Source organism: Comamonas sp. FUJ_7 (genome assembly GCF_057369555.1).
In genome coordinates, this window is the sequence record NZ_JBXXZI010000003.1 from 14,376 (window position 1) to 30,110 (window position 15,735).

The window sequence follows — 15,735 nt, forward strand, 5'->3', positions numbered from 1 at the left end:
CGAGCAGGCCAAGTCATTTCCATACCCCATTACGACAAGACTTCACGCCAACGATCTAGGCTTGTGTCGACCCAGGTCAGGGGTTGGCTTTTTGACGCTGTGCCGAGCGGCGTATGGCTTCGTTGATCTCGGCAATCGAGCGCTCAATGGCTTCATCGTCGAGCACATCCTCGCAATCATCGATCGGTCCCGCCTGTATCGTGGACTCAAAACCCTCATCATCAATCTCCAAAGTGGAGATGGAGGAAGGCTCAAAATTATTGGGCGTTTCCCATACCATTGCCAGCACGGTGACATTGTCACTGCCATCACCAGCCCGCTTGAGCGCAGTATCCACCAGCATAGGCACGAACTGTGCCACCGCCTTGCCACTCATGAGCTGCAGGATCTCCGGTGTGGCCACAGTCCCCCAAAGGCCGTCGGAGCACAGCATCAGCTGATCGCCCTCCTGCAAACGCCTGGTCTCGCTCACATCAAAAATCGGCTTGGAAGGAGACCCCAGGCAGGTGAACAGCACATTGCGGTTTGCTGGCATGATGACGCCCGAGACCTTGCGCATCTCACTGTATGAGTGATCTCGCGTGCGCTCTACCAGTTCCCCGTCACGCACCCAGTAAAGACGCGAATCGCCACAGTGAATCCAGGTGACCTTGCCTTCCTGCAAAACGGCTGCCACCAGCGTGGTGCGGGGTGTGTCCATCATGCCCTTGGCACTGGCATAGCGCAGGATCTGGCGATGCGCCTGCAGCAGCGCCTCTTCCAGAAACAGCCTTGGCTCTTCCAGCAATGGCTTGGCCTTTTGCTGAAAGAGCGTGGAGACGACCTGCAACGCAATCTGTGCGGCCACCTCTCCGTCCGGATGTCCGCCCATGCCGTCAGCCAGCACAAACAGGGCTGCCTCTCGCGTATAGCAATAGCCCATACGGTCTTCGTTCTGCGCTCTCCCACCGCGACGACTGAGCTGGAATACCGAAAATTTCATGGCTTGCGATTGTTCTCTGTCAAGGCGTCACGCTCGGCGCTGCCGAGCTTTTGCAGGTTTTTCTTGGCGTCATGCACCATGTTGTCGAACTGCATGCGCATGCGCTCTTGCACGCTGAGCCTGGTGTAGCGACGCTCTCCCTCACGGCTCAGCTCTTTTTGCAGCGCAAAAACCGACTGCGGACGCGACAGCGGGTCCATGGCCATGCACCACTCCACCACCTCAATCAGGTTGTCGGAGTAGACGCCACGTAGCTTGTTCAAAGCCAGGCCCAGCCTATCCTTGTCCTGACGCTGTGGCGCCTCGTTGGGTGGGATGCCCTGCATACAGGCATAGATACAGGCTCCGATGGCATAGATATCAGTCCAGGGCCCCAATTGGGAGTCGCGCCGGTACATCTCCGGGGCAGCGAAGCCCGGTGTGTACATGGGCCGAATGAAGTTACCTTCCTTGGACAGCACCTCCCGCGCCGCACCAAAGTCGATCAGCACTGCGCTGTCGTCATTGGTGATGAAGATATTGGCAGGCTTGATATCAAGATGCAGCATCTTGTGCTGGTGCACGATGCGAAGGCCACGCAGCACCTCGTCAAACAAAGAGCGAATGGTCGACTCTCTGAACACCTTTTCAGTCTTGAGGTCGCGCGCAGTGACAATGAATTCCTGCAGGGTTGCCCCTTCAAGATAGTTCATCACCATATAGACAGTTTCGTTTTCGCGGAAGAAATTCAGCACGCTCACAACAGAAGCGTGGGAGATCTGCGCAAGCGAACGCCCCTCCTCAAAAAAGCTCTTGAGTCCGAGCCGGTATAGGGACAGTTTTTCTGGTGCGACAACAGGCTGCAACTCAGCAGGCGTCCGAGTGGCTAGCGAGGCCGGCAGATATTCCTTAATTGCTACTTGACGGCCATCGGCGTCCAGTGCCAAGTAAACAATCCCGAACCCTCCCGAGGAAATCCTGCGCACCACCCGGTATCCGCCTATTGTGCTGCCCGGCGGAAGGGGCGCTGGCTTGGTTTTAGTAGACATTTTTTACCGGTAAACCTCAAGGATGATACGAAACCCGGATAATCGGGAAATTGCAAGCATCCATCAAAAGTCCAATGCCAGTTTACAGCATGACCGGATACGCCAGTGCTCAGCACAGTGCATCCGTTGAGGGTGGTCAAGAGTCCCTGTCAAACAGCCGACTGGGCCTTGAGATCCGCGCGGTCAATAGCCGCTTTCTGGATTTGTCCTTCCGCCTTCCCGACGAACTGCGCGCCCTTGAGCCGGCCCTGCGCACCTTGCTCACCGCACGCCTTAAGCGCGGCAAGGTCGAAGTGCGTGCCGCCATCGACGTCTCCAGCAACTCTACCCTGTCCACCCCTGCAGCCTCGCAGTTGCAGCGGCTGATGTCTCTTCAGGACGCCGTTCAAGCTTGGTTGCCCAAGGCTCGTGACTTGTCCGTTGCCGACGCCCTGCGTCTGTGCAGCGTCTCAAGCGCAGCCAGCACCGACTGGAGCGAGATCGCCCCAGCACTGGCGGAGCAAGCCATTACCGAGCTGCTGGCCGCCCGTGCCCGCGAAGGTGAGCGCCTGTCCGCCATGCTGCTCGATCGCATCAAGCAATTGCGTGAGTTGGCCAAGACAGCAACCCCGCTGGTGCCCCAGCTTGTAGAGCAGCAACGCCTGAAATTCCTGGATCGCTGGAAAGAAGCCATGGCTCTGGGCGAAGGCTCCGTTGCCCCCGAAGCTGCGCAAGACCGGGCTCTGGCAGAAGCGACGGCTTTTGCCATCCGCATTGACGTCGCAGAAGAGATCACCCGCCTGGGCTCCCACCTTGACGAAATCGAGCGCCTGCTCAAAAAGGGCGGCGATATCGGCAAGCGACTGGATTTTCTGATTCAGGAACTGCACCGCGAAGCCAATACGCTTGGCTCCAAATCTGCCACGCTGGAGCTCACCCGCATCAGCGTGGACATGAAAGTGCTGATCGAGCAAATGCGCGAGCAAGTGCAAAACATCGAATAAGCCAACCCTGAGCGCATGCAAACCATGCGCTCAATTTCATGCCCAGTCATGCCCGAAGTCATGGACCATCCCGGAAATCTATTTGTCGTTTCTGCTCCCAGCGGAGCCGGAAAATCCTCCCTGGTACGCGCGCTGCGTGAATTCGATGCGCGCGTTTATCCTTCTGTCTCCCACACCACGCGCGCGCCCCGCGGCCAGGAAAAGCATGGTCGTGAGTACTATTTCGTCTCGGATGCCGAGTTCGACGCCATGGTCGCCAACAACGGCTTTGTCGAATGGGCCAATGTGCACAGCCGTCGCTACGGCACTGCCAAGAAGTCCTTGGAAGAGCGCATCCAGGGCGGCACCGACGTGTTGCTCGAGATCGACTACCAAGGCGCATTGCAGGTCAAGCAGGCCTTCCCCAATGCCGTGCTGATCTTCATTCTGCCGCCCAGCTGGGACGAATTGCGCGCACGTCTGGAAAACCGTGGTGAGGACACCCCCGAAGTGATCGAGCTACGCCTGAAAAATGCCTCGGAAGAGATGGCGCAGGTTGAAAAATTCGACTTCGTTATAATCAACGAACTGTTTGAAAGTGCGCTCTTTGATCTGAAAGCGATCATTCACGCGCAACGCCTCAAATATGCGGCCCAGCGGCGCCTTCGCGCCGACACCTTCGAGTCGCTCAATATCCCTGAATCCAACTGACCGTTCCCGGAGTTCCTGATGGCACGCATTACTGTTGAAGATAGCCTGGAGCAGATCCCCAACCGCTTCCAGCTCGTTTTGGCCGCGACTTACCGCGCCCGCATGCTCAATCAAGGCCACACCCCCAAGATTGAAACCAAGAACAAAGCCAGCGTCACTGCCCTGCGCGAAATTGCAGACGGCAAGGTCGGCCTGGAAATGCTGAAGAAGGTACCAGGCTAAGCTGTTGCATCGCAGCACCAAAAAACACAATTAAGCACCGCTCGCCGGTGCTTTTTTGTGCCTATCGACCTGCGCTCCATACTTGCAGGCTACATTTAAGGAATATGACAGCGGCCCAGAACTCGACGATTGCTCTCTCTACTTCAGCACAGGCCAAGCCCCAGCGCATGCCCGCTGAGCAGGCAGCACGTGTGTCAGCCGCTGCTTTTGACGGATTGATGGAGCATCTGGGCTACCTGGATGCCGACAGTGCAGAGCGCGTGCGACAGGCCTACCTCTACGCAGACAAAGCCCACTCCGATCAGTGGCGCAGCAGTGGAGCACCCTACATCACCCACCCCATAGCGGTCACTGACATCTGTGCCAACTGGAAGCTCGACGCTCCAGCCCTGATGGCCGCTTTGCTGCACGACTCCATGGAGGACTGCGGCATCACCAAGCTGGACCTCAAGGAGCGATTTGGTGAGGATGTGTCCGAGCTGGTCGATGGCCTGACCAAACTCGACAAACTGCAGTTCAACACCCGCGAAGAGAATCAGGCCGAGTCCTTTCGCAAGATGCTGCTGGCCATGGCCCGCGACGTGCGCGTCATCCTCATCAAACTGGCTGATCGCACGCACAATATGCGCACCATGAGCGACATGCCGCGCAGCAAGTGGGGCCGTATTTCGTCGGAGACTCTGGAGATTTACGCCCCCATCGCACATCGCCTGGGCCTGAACCAGACCTATCGCGAGTTGCAGGATCTGTCGTTCAAGCACCTCCACCCCTGGCGATATGCCACGCTGGAAAAAGCCATCTCTCGCTCGCGCACGCGCCGTCGCGATCTGGTGCAACGTGTTCAGGATGAAGTCAGCTCTGCCTTTGCCGATCAAAGCCTGCCCGTGCGCCTGCTCGGGCGCGAAAGCACGCTGTACTCCCTGTATCTGCGCATGCAGAAAAACCAGCTGAGCTTCGCCAAAGTCACTGACATTTACGGCTTTCGTATCATCGTCCCCAAGACGCTGGACTGTTACACCGCTTTGGGCGTGCTCCATCAGAAGTACAAGCCCATGCCGGGCCGCTTCAAGGATTACATCGCCATTGCCAAGAGCAACGGCTACCAGTCCCTTCATACCACCTTGGTCGGCCCTTCCAGTGTCAGCATCGAGTTCCAGATCCGCACGGAAGAGATGAACATCGTGGCCGAGGCCGGAGTGGCTGCCCACTGGCTGTACAAGGCCCAGCAGGGTCATGACTCCGAGCACCTGTCCACCCAATGGCTGCAGTCTCTGCTGGATATTCAGAACGAAACCCGCGACGCTGCCGAGTTCTGGGATCACGTCAAGGTGGACCTCTTTCCCGATGCCGTCTATGTGTTCACGCCCAAGAGCGAGATCATGGCCATGCCGCGCGGCGCCACCGTGGTGGACTTTGCCTACGCCATTCACAGCAAGATTGGCCACCGCACAACGGCCGCCAAGATCAATGACGAAGAAGTGCCTCTGCGCACCGAACTCAAGAGCGGTGACGTGGTGCAGATCATCACCTCCGAGGCCTCCACACCCAACCCGGCCTGGCTGGGCTTTGTGAAAACAGGGCGTGCACGCTCCAAGATTCGCTCCTTCCTCAAGAATGCCGCCCAGACCGAGGCTGGCCAGTTGGGCGAAACCTTGCTGGCACAGGCTTTGCGTGCCGAGGGCATTGACAGCGTTCCGCCTCAGGACGAAGCCAGCAAGGGTGTCTGGGACGAAATTCTGCGCATCACCGGCAACCGCACTCCTGCTGAGTTGATGGTTGATATTGGCATGGGCCGCCGCATCGCCTCTTTGGTCGCTGCACGCATGACCAGCTTCATGGCCAAGCAAGGTGTGCGCCCGGATGCCTTGCTCATCACGCAGGAACGCTTCAACACAGATAACCGCCCCTCCGAAGGCGCCGTCATGCTCAACGGCGACGAAAGCAGCTCGGTCTACTACTCGCACTGCTGCCGCCCCGTACCCGGCGACCCCATTCTGGGCTACCTCGGCGGCCAGGGCCTGGTCGTGCACCACGCCCATTGCCACAACGCCATCAAGCTGCGCGAAAAAGACGCCGACCGCTTCATTGCAGTGGACTGGTCCGACGAACTCACCCGCCTGTTTGAAGCGGGCATTGTCGTCACCGTTCAAAACAACAAGGGCGTTCTGGCGCGAGTCGCGGCAGAGCTGGCCAACGCCGAGGCAGACATCGTTCGCGTCGAGATGACCGATGAAGCCGCAATCGGCACCACAGACCTGCGCTTTGTCATCTCCGTACAGAACAGCGTGCAACTGGAGAATGCCCTGCGCAATCTGCGCCGGCTGCACTCCGTGATTCGTGCCAGCCGCATCATTGCCTGAGCGCCGCCAGGACACCTCGCACCAAGGCTGCCGAAGGCAGCCTTTTTCATGGACAAAAGACTGAGCGAAAGGTTTTGTTGCATTCTGCAATGGCAATCTTCTGAGACAAGCGGCGCCTATGCCCGGCAGCAAGCGACAATCGCATTCATGCTCCAAACCGCTCACCTGCTTTCGAACACTCGCCGCTCTTTGCTGACGGCCGCAATTGCCTCCGCCTTGCTGGCAGGCTGCGCCACCCGGCCCGAGCCACCTGTGGCAAGCCCGGCTGCCGCCCCCGTAGCCACACCGGCACAGAGCAACGAGAGCCAACCCAGCAGCCCCGTGCAAACCAGCGAAAGCCCTGTCGCAGCCAGCAGCTTTGCACACTGGAAGCAAGAATTTGCACCGCGTGCCCGTGCAGCAGGAATTTCAGAGCGTACCCTGAGCAGTGCCCTCGCCAGCGCCAAGCTCCAACCCAGCATCATCAAGCTCGATCGTTCACAGCCGGAGTTCACTCGCACGCCCTGGCAGTACCTGGACACGGCGGTCTCGGCCCAGCGTATCAAGACCGGCAAGCTCAAAATGCGGGAATATGAATCGGCCCTGCAAGCTGCCAGCCGGCGCTACGGCGTTCCGGCCGAGATCATCACTGCCATCTGGGGCATGGAGAGCAATTACGGCAGCAACTTCGGCAGCTTCTCGGCTGTCGATGCCCTGGCCACCCTCGCCTTTGATGGACGGCGTGCGCAATGGGCAGAAAAAGAGCTGATGGCTGCGCTGCGCATCATCGACAACGGCGACATTGATGCCGCCCACATGATCGGCTCCTGGGCGGGCGCCATGGGCAACACCCAATTCCTGCCCTCGGTATTCCTGCAATACGCCGTCGATGCCGACGGCGACGGGCGCCGCGACATCTGGGGCTCCATGGCCGATGTAGCCGCATCCACCGCCAACTATCTCGCCAGCTCGGGCTGGAACGCCGGAGAGCCCTGGGGGGCCGAGGTACGTCTGCCCAGCCATTTCGATTACGCCCGCACCGAGCTTTCCACACGCCAGAACAGCAGTGCCTGGGCCGCCGAAGGCGTTCAAAGCATGAGTGGCCAGGCTCTGCCAGCCATGGCTGGAGCCAGCATCATCGCGCCAGCAGGAGTGCGCGGCCCGGCCTTTATGGTGGGCGGCAACTTCCGCGCCATCCTGCGCTACAACAACTCCACCAATTACGCGCTGGGCGTGAGCCTGCTGTCATCCCAGCTGGCAGGCAACGGCGGCGTGACGGCCGACTGGCCACGCGAGCTCAGCGCCATGACACGTGAGCAGACCAAGGCCCTGCAAAGCGCCCTCACCCAGCGCGGCTTTGCCACCGGCGCTGCCGACGGCGTGATGGGCCCAGCCACCCGTGCAGGACTGCGCCAGTATCAGCAAAGCCAGGGGCTGGTGGCAGACGGCTACCCCACACTGGAGTTGCTGCAGCGCCTGCAGAGCAGCAACTAACTATCAAAAACAATAGCTGCCAGTGCTTGATGGTCAATGAATTCAATATAAAAACTATCTGAAATCATTGGCTGACAGGCGCTAGCAGCTCACAAAATTAAAGCGCAACCTCCATCTCGGAAGCTGCGCTTTTTGTTGGCCTGCGAACTCAGGGCTGTGGATAGCTGACGTCCAGAATCTCCAGCATGCGCACGCCGGCTGGCGTGGGCAAGGCCACCTCATCGCCGACACGCGCCTTAAGCAGTGCGCGCGAGACCGGGGCAATCCAGCTGACCTGGTTCTGTGCGCTGTCCGCCTCGTCAATACCCATGATGGTGATGGTGCGCTCGACCCCTTGATCGTCCACATAAGTGACCGTGGCCCCGAAAAAGACCTGGTCGCTGCCCGCATGCACGGCCGGATCGACCACCTCGGCAATCTCCAGGCGTTTGGTCAAAAAGCGAATGCGGCGATCAATCTCGCGCAGGCGCTTTTTGCCATATAGATAATCGCCATTCTCCGAGCGGTCGCCGTTGCTGGCCGCCCAGTGCACGATCTCCACGATCTTGGGACGCTCGTTGTCAATCAGGTCCAGCAACTCATTCTTGATGCGTTGGTAGCCCTGGGGCGTGATGTAGTTCTTGCCGCCTGGGGGCAAGGGTGGCAGAGCACCGATGTCATCATCGTCGTCGCCATCCGATTCTTTGGTGAAAGCCTTGCTCATGGCGCCAATCTTCACACAGATCGCCCACATCGTCGGCCATGAAAAAATCTCAAGCAGAAACGAAAAAGCCTCAGAACTTTTTAGTTCTGAGGCTTGTCGTTTGGTGCGGCTGGCAGGAATCGAACCCACGACCCCTTGGTTCGTAGCCAAGTACTCTATCCAGCTGAGCTACAGCCGCTAAGCCTCCATTGTATTCGATTCCAGAGACATCTCAGTGAAAACCCGAATTTTCTTTACAAAAACAGCCTCCACTGAAACTGTAAAAACAGGCTCAGAAACGAAAAAGCCTCAGAACTTTGCAGTTCTGAGGCTTGTCGTTTGGTGCGGCTGGCAGGAATCGAACCCACGACCCCTTGGTTCGTAGCCAAGTACTCTATCCAGCTGAGCTACAGCCGCTAAGCCTCGAATTATATACAGATATTTCACCACCAAAAGGCTCAGGATGAAATTAATGCATGGGCAAGGCTGTGTTTTCACCCTTTACCTGGCGTTGTTGCATAAATCGCTGTGTCGCAGGCCGTAGGCTTGCGACATGAGCCCACCCAAAAAACCTCGCTACCGCACCACCAACTGGAAGCAATACAACGCTGCCCTCAAGGCTCGAGGCTCTTTGTCAATTTGGATGGACAAGCGCATGGCCTGGTTTGCCGCCGGCAGCGGCAAACGCGGGCGAAGCCCGAAGTTCTCGGATGCGGCCATCCAGTTTTGCTTGACACTCAAGAACCTGTTCGGCCTGGCGCTCAGGCAAACCACAGGCTTGGTGAAGTCAGTGCTGCAACTGTGTGCCCTTGCTTGGCCCGTTCCAGACTTCAGCACCTTGTGCAGGCGGCAGCGAGATTTGAATGTCCACATTCCGTACACCCGCCGTCAAGCAGGCTTGCACCTGCTTGTTGATTCGACAGGCATCAAGTTCCTGGGTGAAGGCGAGTGGAAATGCAAAAAGCACGGCGCCGAATACCGCCGTCAGTGGCGCAAGCTGCACATAGGTATCGATGCTGACACCTTGCAGATTCGGGCCATCTGCGTGACGAGCAATAACGTCAGCGATGCCTCTGTTCTCGGCGACTTGCTGAAGCAACTGCCCCCAGATGAAGCACTCGAAAGCCTGACGGGTGATGGTGCTTACGATACACAGCCCGCCTACGAAGCAATCATCAGGCACGGTGCAATTCCCATCATTTCTCCCCGTAAGAATGCACGAGTGCGCAGGGGCACTGTGTTCGACCACCGCAACGCAGCGATTGCTGCGTGCAGGCGTTGGGGCCGCAGTATCTGGAAGCGCTGGATTGGCTACCACCGGCGAAGCTTGGTGGAAACCAAGATGAACTGCATCAAGCGGCTGGGTGAGCGAGTGATGTCTCGCACCTTTGAACGCCAAGTTAACGAGCTGCATATCCGAGCAGCCATATTGAATCGATTGAGTGAGCTGGGCCGTCCTCAGACGGCAGCCGTGGCATAGCCACGACTGGGGTTAGGGCAAGCTCGCTTCAAACCTGATTTATGCAACAACGCCATTGGGGACTGAAATACAAAAGCCCTAGAGCATTTTTACTCTAGGGCTTGTATTTGGTGCGGCTGGCAGGAATCGAACCCACGACCCCTTGGTTCGTAGCCAAGTACTCTATCCAGCTGAGCTACAGCCGCATTCCAACAATGGCGGAGAGGGTGGGATTCGAACCCACGGTACGTTATTCACGTACGCCTGATTTCGAGTCAGGTACATTCGACCACTCTGCCACCTCTCCTGTGTGTCGAAGCTGAAATTATAGCCTACAAATCAGGCCTTCAGCAAAGTTTTTCCGCCCATATACGAAACCAGCGCCTCAGGCACGGTGATGGAGCCATCGGCGTTCTGGTAGTTCTCCAGCACGGCAACCAATGTGCGGCCCACGGCCAGGCCGGAACCATTCAGGGTGTGAACCAGCTCGTTCTTGCCCTGGGCATTCTTGAAGCGAGCCTGCATGCGGCGGGCCTGGAAGGCTTCGCAGTTGGAGACCGAGCTGATTTCGCGATAGGTGTTCTGCGCAGGCACCCAGACTTCCAGGTCATAGGTCTTGGCAGCGCCAAAGCCCATATCGCCCGTGCACAGGCTCATGACGCGGTAAGGCAAGCCCAGCTTTTGCAGCACGGCTTCGGCGTGGCCGGTCATCTCTTCCAGCGCTTCGTAGCTCTTTTCAGGATGAACGATCTGCACCATCTCGACCTTGTCGAACTGGTGCTGGCGGATCAGACCGCGCGTGTCGCGCCCGCCGGAGCCGGCTTCGGAGCGGAAGCAGGGGCTGTGGGCCGTGAGCTTGATGGGCAACTGATCTTCGGCCAGCACTTCGTCGCGCACCAGATTGGTCAAGGGCACTTCGGCCGTGGGAATCAGATACAGAGCCGCTGTGTCGGGCACGGGCTCCGCGTCCTGGCCACCCTTTTGCGCCGCAAACAGGTCGCCTTCGAACTTGGGCAGCTGGCCCGTGCCTTTGAGCGAGTCGCTGTTGACGATATAGGGCACATAGCATTCGGTGTAGCCGTGCTCTTCGGTCTGCAGGTCCAGCATGAACTGGGCCAGCGCGCGATGCAGTCGGGCGATCTGGCCTTGCATGACGGTAAAACGCGCACCGCTCAGCTTGACGCCGGATTCAAAATCCAGGCCGATGGGCGCACCCAGATCGACGTGGTCCTTGATCTCGAAATCGAAGTTCTTGGGCGTGCCAAAGCGGCGCACTTCCACATTGCCTTCTTCGTCGGCGCCCACGGGCACGGATTCATGGGGCAGGTTAGGCACGGCGACCAGCATGGCCTGCAGCTCGGTCTGGATCTGGTCCAGACGCGTGGCGGACTGCTCCAGTTCGGACTTCATGGCGGCCACTTCGGCCTTGGCGGCTTCGGCGGCGTCTTTCTCGCCCTTGCCCATCAGCATGCCGATCTGCTTGGACAGCTGGTTGCGCTTGGACTGCAGCTCCTCCGTGCGCGTCTGAATGGACTTGCGTTCGGATTCCAGCGCCTTGAAGGCTTCCACGTTCAGGAAGGCTTGGGGGTTCTTGCGGGTTTGCAGTCGGGCGACGACTGAATCCAGGTCTTTGCGGAGAAGTTGAATGTCGAGCATAGGTGATGATTTTAGAGCGACTGGCCGTACACGGCAGACGCTTGAGAGCTGGCCCTTGCCAACTATTAAAAGCAGAGCGCCTTGCGCAGGCCATTCATAGAATTACAGCTTAAACAATGCTGAGCTTCTTGAATGACCAGCGCAAGGCGCTATTAAATTTAAAGCAATTCGTGGAAGAAATGCTTAGTGTCCGGTTTCCGGAGCCTTGCGCACTTCGATCTCCAGCCCGGTCGCCGCGTCGATCTTGAGCCCCTTGGGTAACGGGAACTTGATGGTTTCCTCGATCCCGTCCATCTTGCGCACGGCCACCGCACCCAGCTGCTTGATGCGGTCGATGACCTCCTCGACCAGCACCTCAGGCGCCGATGCGCCCGCCGTCAAACCCACGCGGGCGGTATTGGCAAACCATTCTTCTTTGAGCTCTGAGGCGTTGTCCACCATATAGGCGGGTGTGCCCAGGCGGGCGGCCAGCTCGCGCAGGCGGTTGCTGTTGGAGCTGGTGGGGCTGCCGACGACGATGACGACATCCACCTGCGGCGCCAGCACCTTCACCGCGTCCTGACGGTTTTGCGTGGCATAGCAGATGTCCTGCTGCTTGGGCTCGCGCACCTGCGGAAAACGGGCCTTGATCGCTGCCTTGATGCCAGCGGCGTCATCGACGGACAAGGTGGTCTGCGTCACCACAGCCAGCTTTTCGGTCTGGCGCGGTGCCACCTTGGCCACGTCGTCCTCGTCTTCGACCAGGTGAATGCCTTCGGAGAGCTGGCCCATGGTGCCTTCGACTTCCGGGTGGCCTTTGTGGCCGATCATCAGGAATTCGTAGCCTTCCTTGGCCAGCTTGGCGACTTCCACATGCACCTTGGTGACCAGCGGGCAGGTCGCGTCGAAGATGGCAAAGCCGCGGCGTTCGGCCTCTTGCTGTACGGCCTTGGAGACACCATGCGCCGAAAAGATCAGCGTGGCGCCGGGCGGCACATCGTCCAGCTCTTCAATGAAGATAGCACCCTTGGCCTTGAGATCGTTGACCACAAAGGTGTTGTGCACGATCTCGTGGCGCACGTAGATGGGCGCGCCAAACTTGGCCAATGCACGCTCGACGATCTCGATGGCTCGGTCCACGCCGGCGCAAAAGCCGCGTGGCTCGGCCAGCAGAACTTCCTTGGCGCCCAGCACGTCAGAGCACTCCGATCAGCTTGACTTCAAAGGTCACGGGCTGGCTTGCCAGCGGGTGGTTGAAGTCGAACAGCACGGCGCCGTCCTCGCGCACTTGCACCACGGCACCGGCGTAGCTGCCCATGCCATCGGGTGTGGGGAACTGCACCACATCGCCAGCCGTGTATTGCTCATGGGGGTCGCCCAGCTCGTTCATGAGCTTGCGCGCCACCCACTGCATCATCTCGGGGTTGCGCTCGCCAAAGGCCTCGCCAGCGGGCAGCTCAAATGTCGTATGCGTGCCTTCGGGCAGGCCGATGAGCTTGTCTTCCATGGCGGGAGACAGTTCGCCGGCACCCAGCGACAGCGTCGCGGGCTTTTCATTGAAGGTATTGATCACATCGCCTGCAGGGCCCGCCAGGCGGTAATGCAGCGTGAGAAAAGAGCCTGCCTGCACGACGGGCAAATCCGTGGCGGCGGCGGAGGGGGTTGCGCTTGTGGTCATGAAAGTCCCGATAAACTGGCCTGCATTGTAGAAAATCCCCCATGCCCCCGCGCCTTGTGCTGCAGTTTGCAGCGCGAATGCAGGGCCACTTGAGCCAAAGCTGATGCCCATCAAAGACCTGCCACTGGATGCCCAGCCGCGCGAAAAACTCGCGCAGCGCGGCCCTGCTGCGCTCTCGGATGCCGAGCTGCTGGCCGTCATCCTACGCACAGGCATCGCAGGCAAGACCGTGCTGCAGATGGCGCAGGAGCTGCTGCAGCTGCCCGGCACGGCTGGCACCGGTGGTCTTGCCGGCCTGCTGGCGGCTGATTACAAAGCGCTTGCAGCCGTCAAAGGCCTGGGCCCCGCCAAGCGGGCCGAGCTGATGGCCGTGCTGGAGCTGGCCCGCCGCGCCACGGCGCAGCAGTTGCGTGAGCGGGAAGTCTTTTCCTCCCCCCAAGCCGTCAAACACTATGTGCAGCTGCATTTGGCCTCCAAAAGCCATGAAGTGTTCGGCGTGCTGTTTCTGGACAGTCAAAACCGCTTACTGGCTTTGGAAGAAATGTTTCGCGGTACGTTGACGCAAACCTCTGTTTACCCGCGCGAAGTCGTGCTGCGCGCCTTGCACCATCAAGCCGGCGCCGTCATACTCGCGCACAACCACCCCAGCGGCAGCGTGCAGCCCAGTCATGCCGACAAGGCGCTGACCAGCACCCTCAAGGCCGCTCTGGCATTGGTGGATGTGCATGTGCTGGACCACATCATTGTGGGCCCGGGCGCGGCCTGCTCCATGGCAGAGGAGGGCTTGCTATGAATCACGCCCACCGCTCACTGCAGGATCTGGTCGGCATCTCACGCCACCTCAAGCAGCTTCGCGAACAGGCCGAAGCCCTTGCCGCCGCCAAAGCCGAAGCCCAGGCGGCGCGTGAACGCGAGCGCAATCTGTTTGCGCTGAGCATTGGCAAGGTCACGCCCTTGCGCGCACGCAACGAGGTCAGCTTTCAGGAGCCTGCGCCCTCGCCTCTACCGCTGCAACTGGTGATAGATGAGCAAAACGTGCTGCGCGAAGCCATGAGCGATGAGTTCGACGTCAGCACCTTGCTGGATGTGGACGACCAGCTGAGCTTTCGCCGCCCCGGCATTGGCCTGGATGTGACGCGCAAGCTGCGCGGCGGACACTGGAGCATTCAGCGCCAGCTGGACCTGCACGGTCTGCGCTCTGATGAGGCCCGTGAGGCCCTGGGCCAGTTCATCCGCCTGTCGCACCGCACGGGCGTGCGCTGCGTACGCATCGTGCATGGCAAGGGACTGGGCTCGCCGGGCCGCACGCCCGTGCTCAAAGGCAAGGTACAGCGCTGGCTGGTGCAGAAAAAAGAGGTATTGGCTTTTGTGCAGGCCCGCCCTGCCGAAGGGGGCGCAGGAGCGCTGGTCGTTTTGTTACAGCCCGGAAAACGGCGCATGTACTAATAGCGTACGAAGAGCATGTTGGCACTCCCTACCGCCAGTCATTGCACCGAAACCTTGCCCCTTCACACCAAGCGCCTTTGAGGCAGTCTTTTCTTTCCCTCCACATTCTTTTTATGCCGCCATTTTTCTCTGCGTCTGCGCGCCTTGCGGGTTTGATTGTTGCGATTTCCACGTCCATGGCCGCCTGCGGTGGCGGTGGCAGCGATAGTGGTGGCAGCGGCGGCAGCAATCCACCCACATCGTCACGCCCCGATTCCCCACAAACCGCGCCAGCAGGCACTGCGCCGCTTGAGGTTTTGGTACCAGCCTACTTCTACCCCAGCAGCAAAAACTCCGAATGGGACAAGCTCAATGCCGGTGCAGCCGCCTATCCAGACGTCAAAATCACCGCCATCATGAATCCCAGCAATGGCGTTTTTGACAAGGAAGTGCCTGCATTCACCACCGCCATGCAAAGCTTTCAGCAGCGTGGCGGAGCCGTGATTGGCTACGTCAACACCAAATACGCCAAGCTCAGTCTTGAAGAGGTTCGAAGCAACATCAACGACTACCTCACCCTCTATCCCAGCGTTCAGGGCGTGTTTCTCGATGAGATGGAAGCGCAAGGCGCAAACATCGGCTTCTACCAGCAAGTGGCAAGCTACGTCCGCAGCAAAAATCCACAGCTGCAAATCGTGGGCAACCCTGGAACGCCGCCCAAGCCCGACTACGCGGCGGTGGCCGATACGCTTGTGAGCTTTGAAGGTCAGGCGGCCGATTACCGCAAGCTGGACCCTCAGCACAACCACACCTGGATTTACCAACACCCGGCCTCCGTCAACGCGGTACTGGTGCATGACGCCAGCAGCTGTGAGGAAATGCAGTCCGTCCTCCGCAACGCCCAATCCACCAAGGCCCATACCGGGTTTATCTATGTCACTGACAGGCAGTACGACTACCAGAACAACGTCGGCAACCCATGGGCCACCCTACCCTCGTACTGGTTGAAGATGCTTCAAAGCGTGGATGCACTCAACAAGAATCAGCCTCTGCCCAGCTGTACATCACCGGCTTGAATCATCAAAAAAAGGAGCTGACAGCGCTTAGCAGATAATGAT

Annotated in this window: 15 protein-coding genes and 4 tRNA genes; 9 read left to right on the top strand and 10 right to left on the bottom strand. The window is 59.1% G+C overall.

Going from position 1 to position 15,735, the window contains the following annotated elements:
- Positions 1-76: 76 nt before the first annotated feature.
- On the bottom strand, positions 77-982 hold the full coding sequence (locus AC2I9W_RS05470) for a PP2C family protein-serine/threonine phosphatase (RefSeq protein ID WP_486409015.1): 906 nt from the start codon (positions 980-982) through the stop codon (positions 77-79).
- Positions 979-2,010 (bottom strand): serine/threonine protein kinase, encoded by a 1,032-nt coding sequence (locus AC2I9W_RS05475; RefSeq protein ID WP_486409016.1) that lies wholly within the window; start codon positions 2,008-2,010, stop codon positions 979-981. Before AC2I9W_RS05475 ends, AC2I9W_RS05470 begins: the two co-directional genes overlap by 4 nt.
- 89 nt (positions 2,011-2,099) lie before the next feature.
- Between AC2I9W_RS05475 and AC2I9W_RS05480 the strand changes: the two genes are divergently transcribed.
- From AC2I9W_RS05480 to AC2I9W_RS05500, 5 genes are all read left to right on the top strand, one after another.
- A complete protein-coding gene (locus AC2I9W_RS05480) occupies positions 2,100-2,993 on the top strand; it encodes a YicC/YloC family endoribonuclease (RefSeq protein ID WP_486409017.1) in 894 nt (297 codons plus the stop codon).
- A 60-nt stretch (positions 2,994-3,053) separates the two neighbouring features.
- Positions 3,054-3,683, top strand: coding sequence for a guanylate kinase (gene gmk, locus AC2I9W_RS05485; RefSeq protein WP_158394354.1), 630 nt, complete (start codon positions 3,054-3,056; stop codon positions 3,681-3,683).
- Positions 3,684-3,701: 18 nt separating this feature from the next.
- On the top strand, positions 3,702-3,905 hold the full coding sequence (gene rpoZ / locus AC2I9W_RS05490; protein ID WP_003052081.1) for a DNA-directed RNA polymerase subunit omega: 204 nt from the start codon (positions 3,702-3,704) through the stop codon (positions 3,903-3,905).
- A gap of 104 nt (positions 3,906-4,009) precedes the next feature.
- Positions 4,010-6,265, top strand: coding sequence for a RelA/SpoT family protein (locus AC2I9W_RS05495; protein ID WP_486409018.1), 2,256 nt, complete (start codon positions 4,010-4,012; stop codon positions 6,263-6,265).
- Positions 6,266-6,403: 138 nt separating this feature from the next.
- On the top strand, positions 6,404-7,738 hold the full coding sequence (locus AC2I9W_RS05500) for a lytic murein transglycosylase (protein ID WP_486409296.1): 1,335 nt from the start codon (positions 6,404-6,406) through the stop codon (positions 7,736-7,738).
- A 148-nt stretch (positions 7,739-7,886) separates the two neighbouring features.
- Here the strand turns inward: AC2I9W_RS05500 and greB are convergent, their stop codons facing one another.
- From greB to AC2I9W_RS05515, 3 genes are all read right to left on the bottom strand, one after another.
- A complete protein-coding gene (gene greB, locus AC2I9W_RS05505; protein ID WP_486409019.1) occupies positions 7,887-8,441 on the bottom strand; it encodes a transcription elongation factor GreB in 555 nt (184 codons plus the stop codon).
- Positions 8,442-8,542: 101 nt separating this feature from the next.
- Positions 8,543-8,619, bottom strand: a tRNA-Arg gene (locus AC2I9W_RS05510).
- A gap of 141 nt (positions 8,620-8,760) precedes the next feature.
- A tRNA-Arg gene (locus tag AC2I9W_RS05515) sits at positions 8,761-8,837 on the bottom strand.
- A gap of 136 nt (positions 8,838-8,973) precedes the next feature.
- Between AC2I9W_RS05515 and AC2I9W_RS05520 the strand changes: the two genes are divergently transcribed.
- Positions 8,974-9,900, top strand: a complete 927-nt coding sequence (locus AC2I9W_RS05520; protein ID WP_486409020.1) for an IS5 family transposase — start codon at positions 8,974-8,976, stop codon at positions 9,898-9,900.
- A 108-nt stretch (positions 9,901-10,008) separates the two neighbouring features.
- On the opposite strand, the gene AC2I9W_RS05525 is transcribed toward AC2I9W_RS05520, so the two are convergent.
- The 5 genes from AC2I9W_RS05525 to AC2I9W_RS05545 all read right to left on the bottom strand — a co-directional run bounded on the left by AC2I9W_RS05525 (position 10,009) and on the right by AC2I9W_RS05545 (position 13,192).
- Positions 10,009-10,085: transfer RNA gene (locus AC2I9W_RS05525), tRNA-Arg, on the bottom strand.
- Between the two features lie 10 nt (positions 10,086-10,095).
- Positions 10,096-10,186, bottom strand: a tRNA-Ser gene (locus AC2I9W_RS05530).
- Between the two features lie 32 nt (positions 10,187-10,218).
- Positions 10,219-11,535, bottom strand: coding sequence for a serine--tRNA ligase (gene serS, locus AC2I9W_RS05535; RefSeq protein ID WP_486409021.1), 1,317 nt, complete (start codon positions 11,533-11,535; stop codon positions 10,219-10,221).
- A 183-nt stretch (positions 11,536-11,718) separates the two neighbouring features.
- Positions 11,719-12,708 carry a 4-hydroxy-3-methylbut-2-enyl diphosphate reductase gene (gene ispH / locus AC2I9W_RS05540; protein WP_486409022.1) on the bottom strand — a complete coding sequence of 330 codons (990 nt, stop codon included), beginning with the start codon at positions 12,706-12,708 and terminating at the stop codon, positions 11,719-11,721.
- 1 nt (position 12,709) lies between these two features.
- A complete protein-coding gene (locus AC2I9W_RS05545) occupies positions 12,710-13,192 on the bottom strand; it encodes an FKBP-type peptidyl-prolyl cis-trans isomerase (protein WP_486409023.1) in 483 nt (160 codons plus the stop codon).
- Between the two features lie 103 nt (positions 13,193-13,295).
- On the opposite strand from AC2I9W_RS05545, the gene radC reads away from it, so the two are divergent.
- From radC to AC2I9W_RS05560, 3 genes are all read left to right on the top strand, one after another.
- On the top strand, positions 13,296-13,985 hold the full coding sequence (gene radC / locus AC2I9W_RS05550; protein WP_486409024.1) for a RadC family protein: 690 nt from the start codon (positions 13,296-13,298) through the stop codon (positions 13,983-13,985).
- Entirely contained in the window at positions 13,982-14,638 is a 657-nt protein-coding gene (locus AC2I9W_RS05555) for a Smr/MutS family protein (protein WP_486409025.1), read from the top strand. Before radC ends, AC2I9W_RS05555 begins: the two co-directional genes overlap by 4 nt.
- A 113-nt stretch (positions 14,639-14,751) precedes the next feature.
- A complete protein-coding gene (locus AC2I9W_RS05560; RefSeq protein WP_486409026.1) occupies positions 14,752-15,693 on the top strand; it encodes a spherulation-specific family 4 protein in 942 nt (313 codons plus the stop codon).
- Positions 15,694-15,735 lie beyond the last annotated feature (42 nt).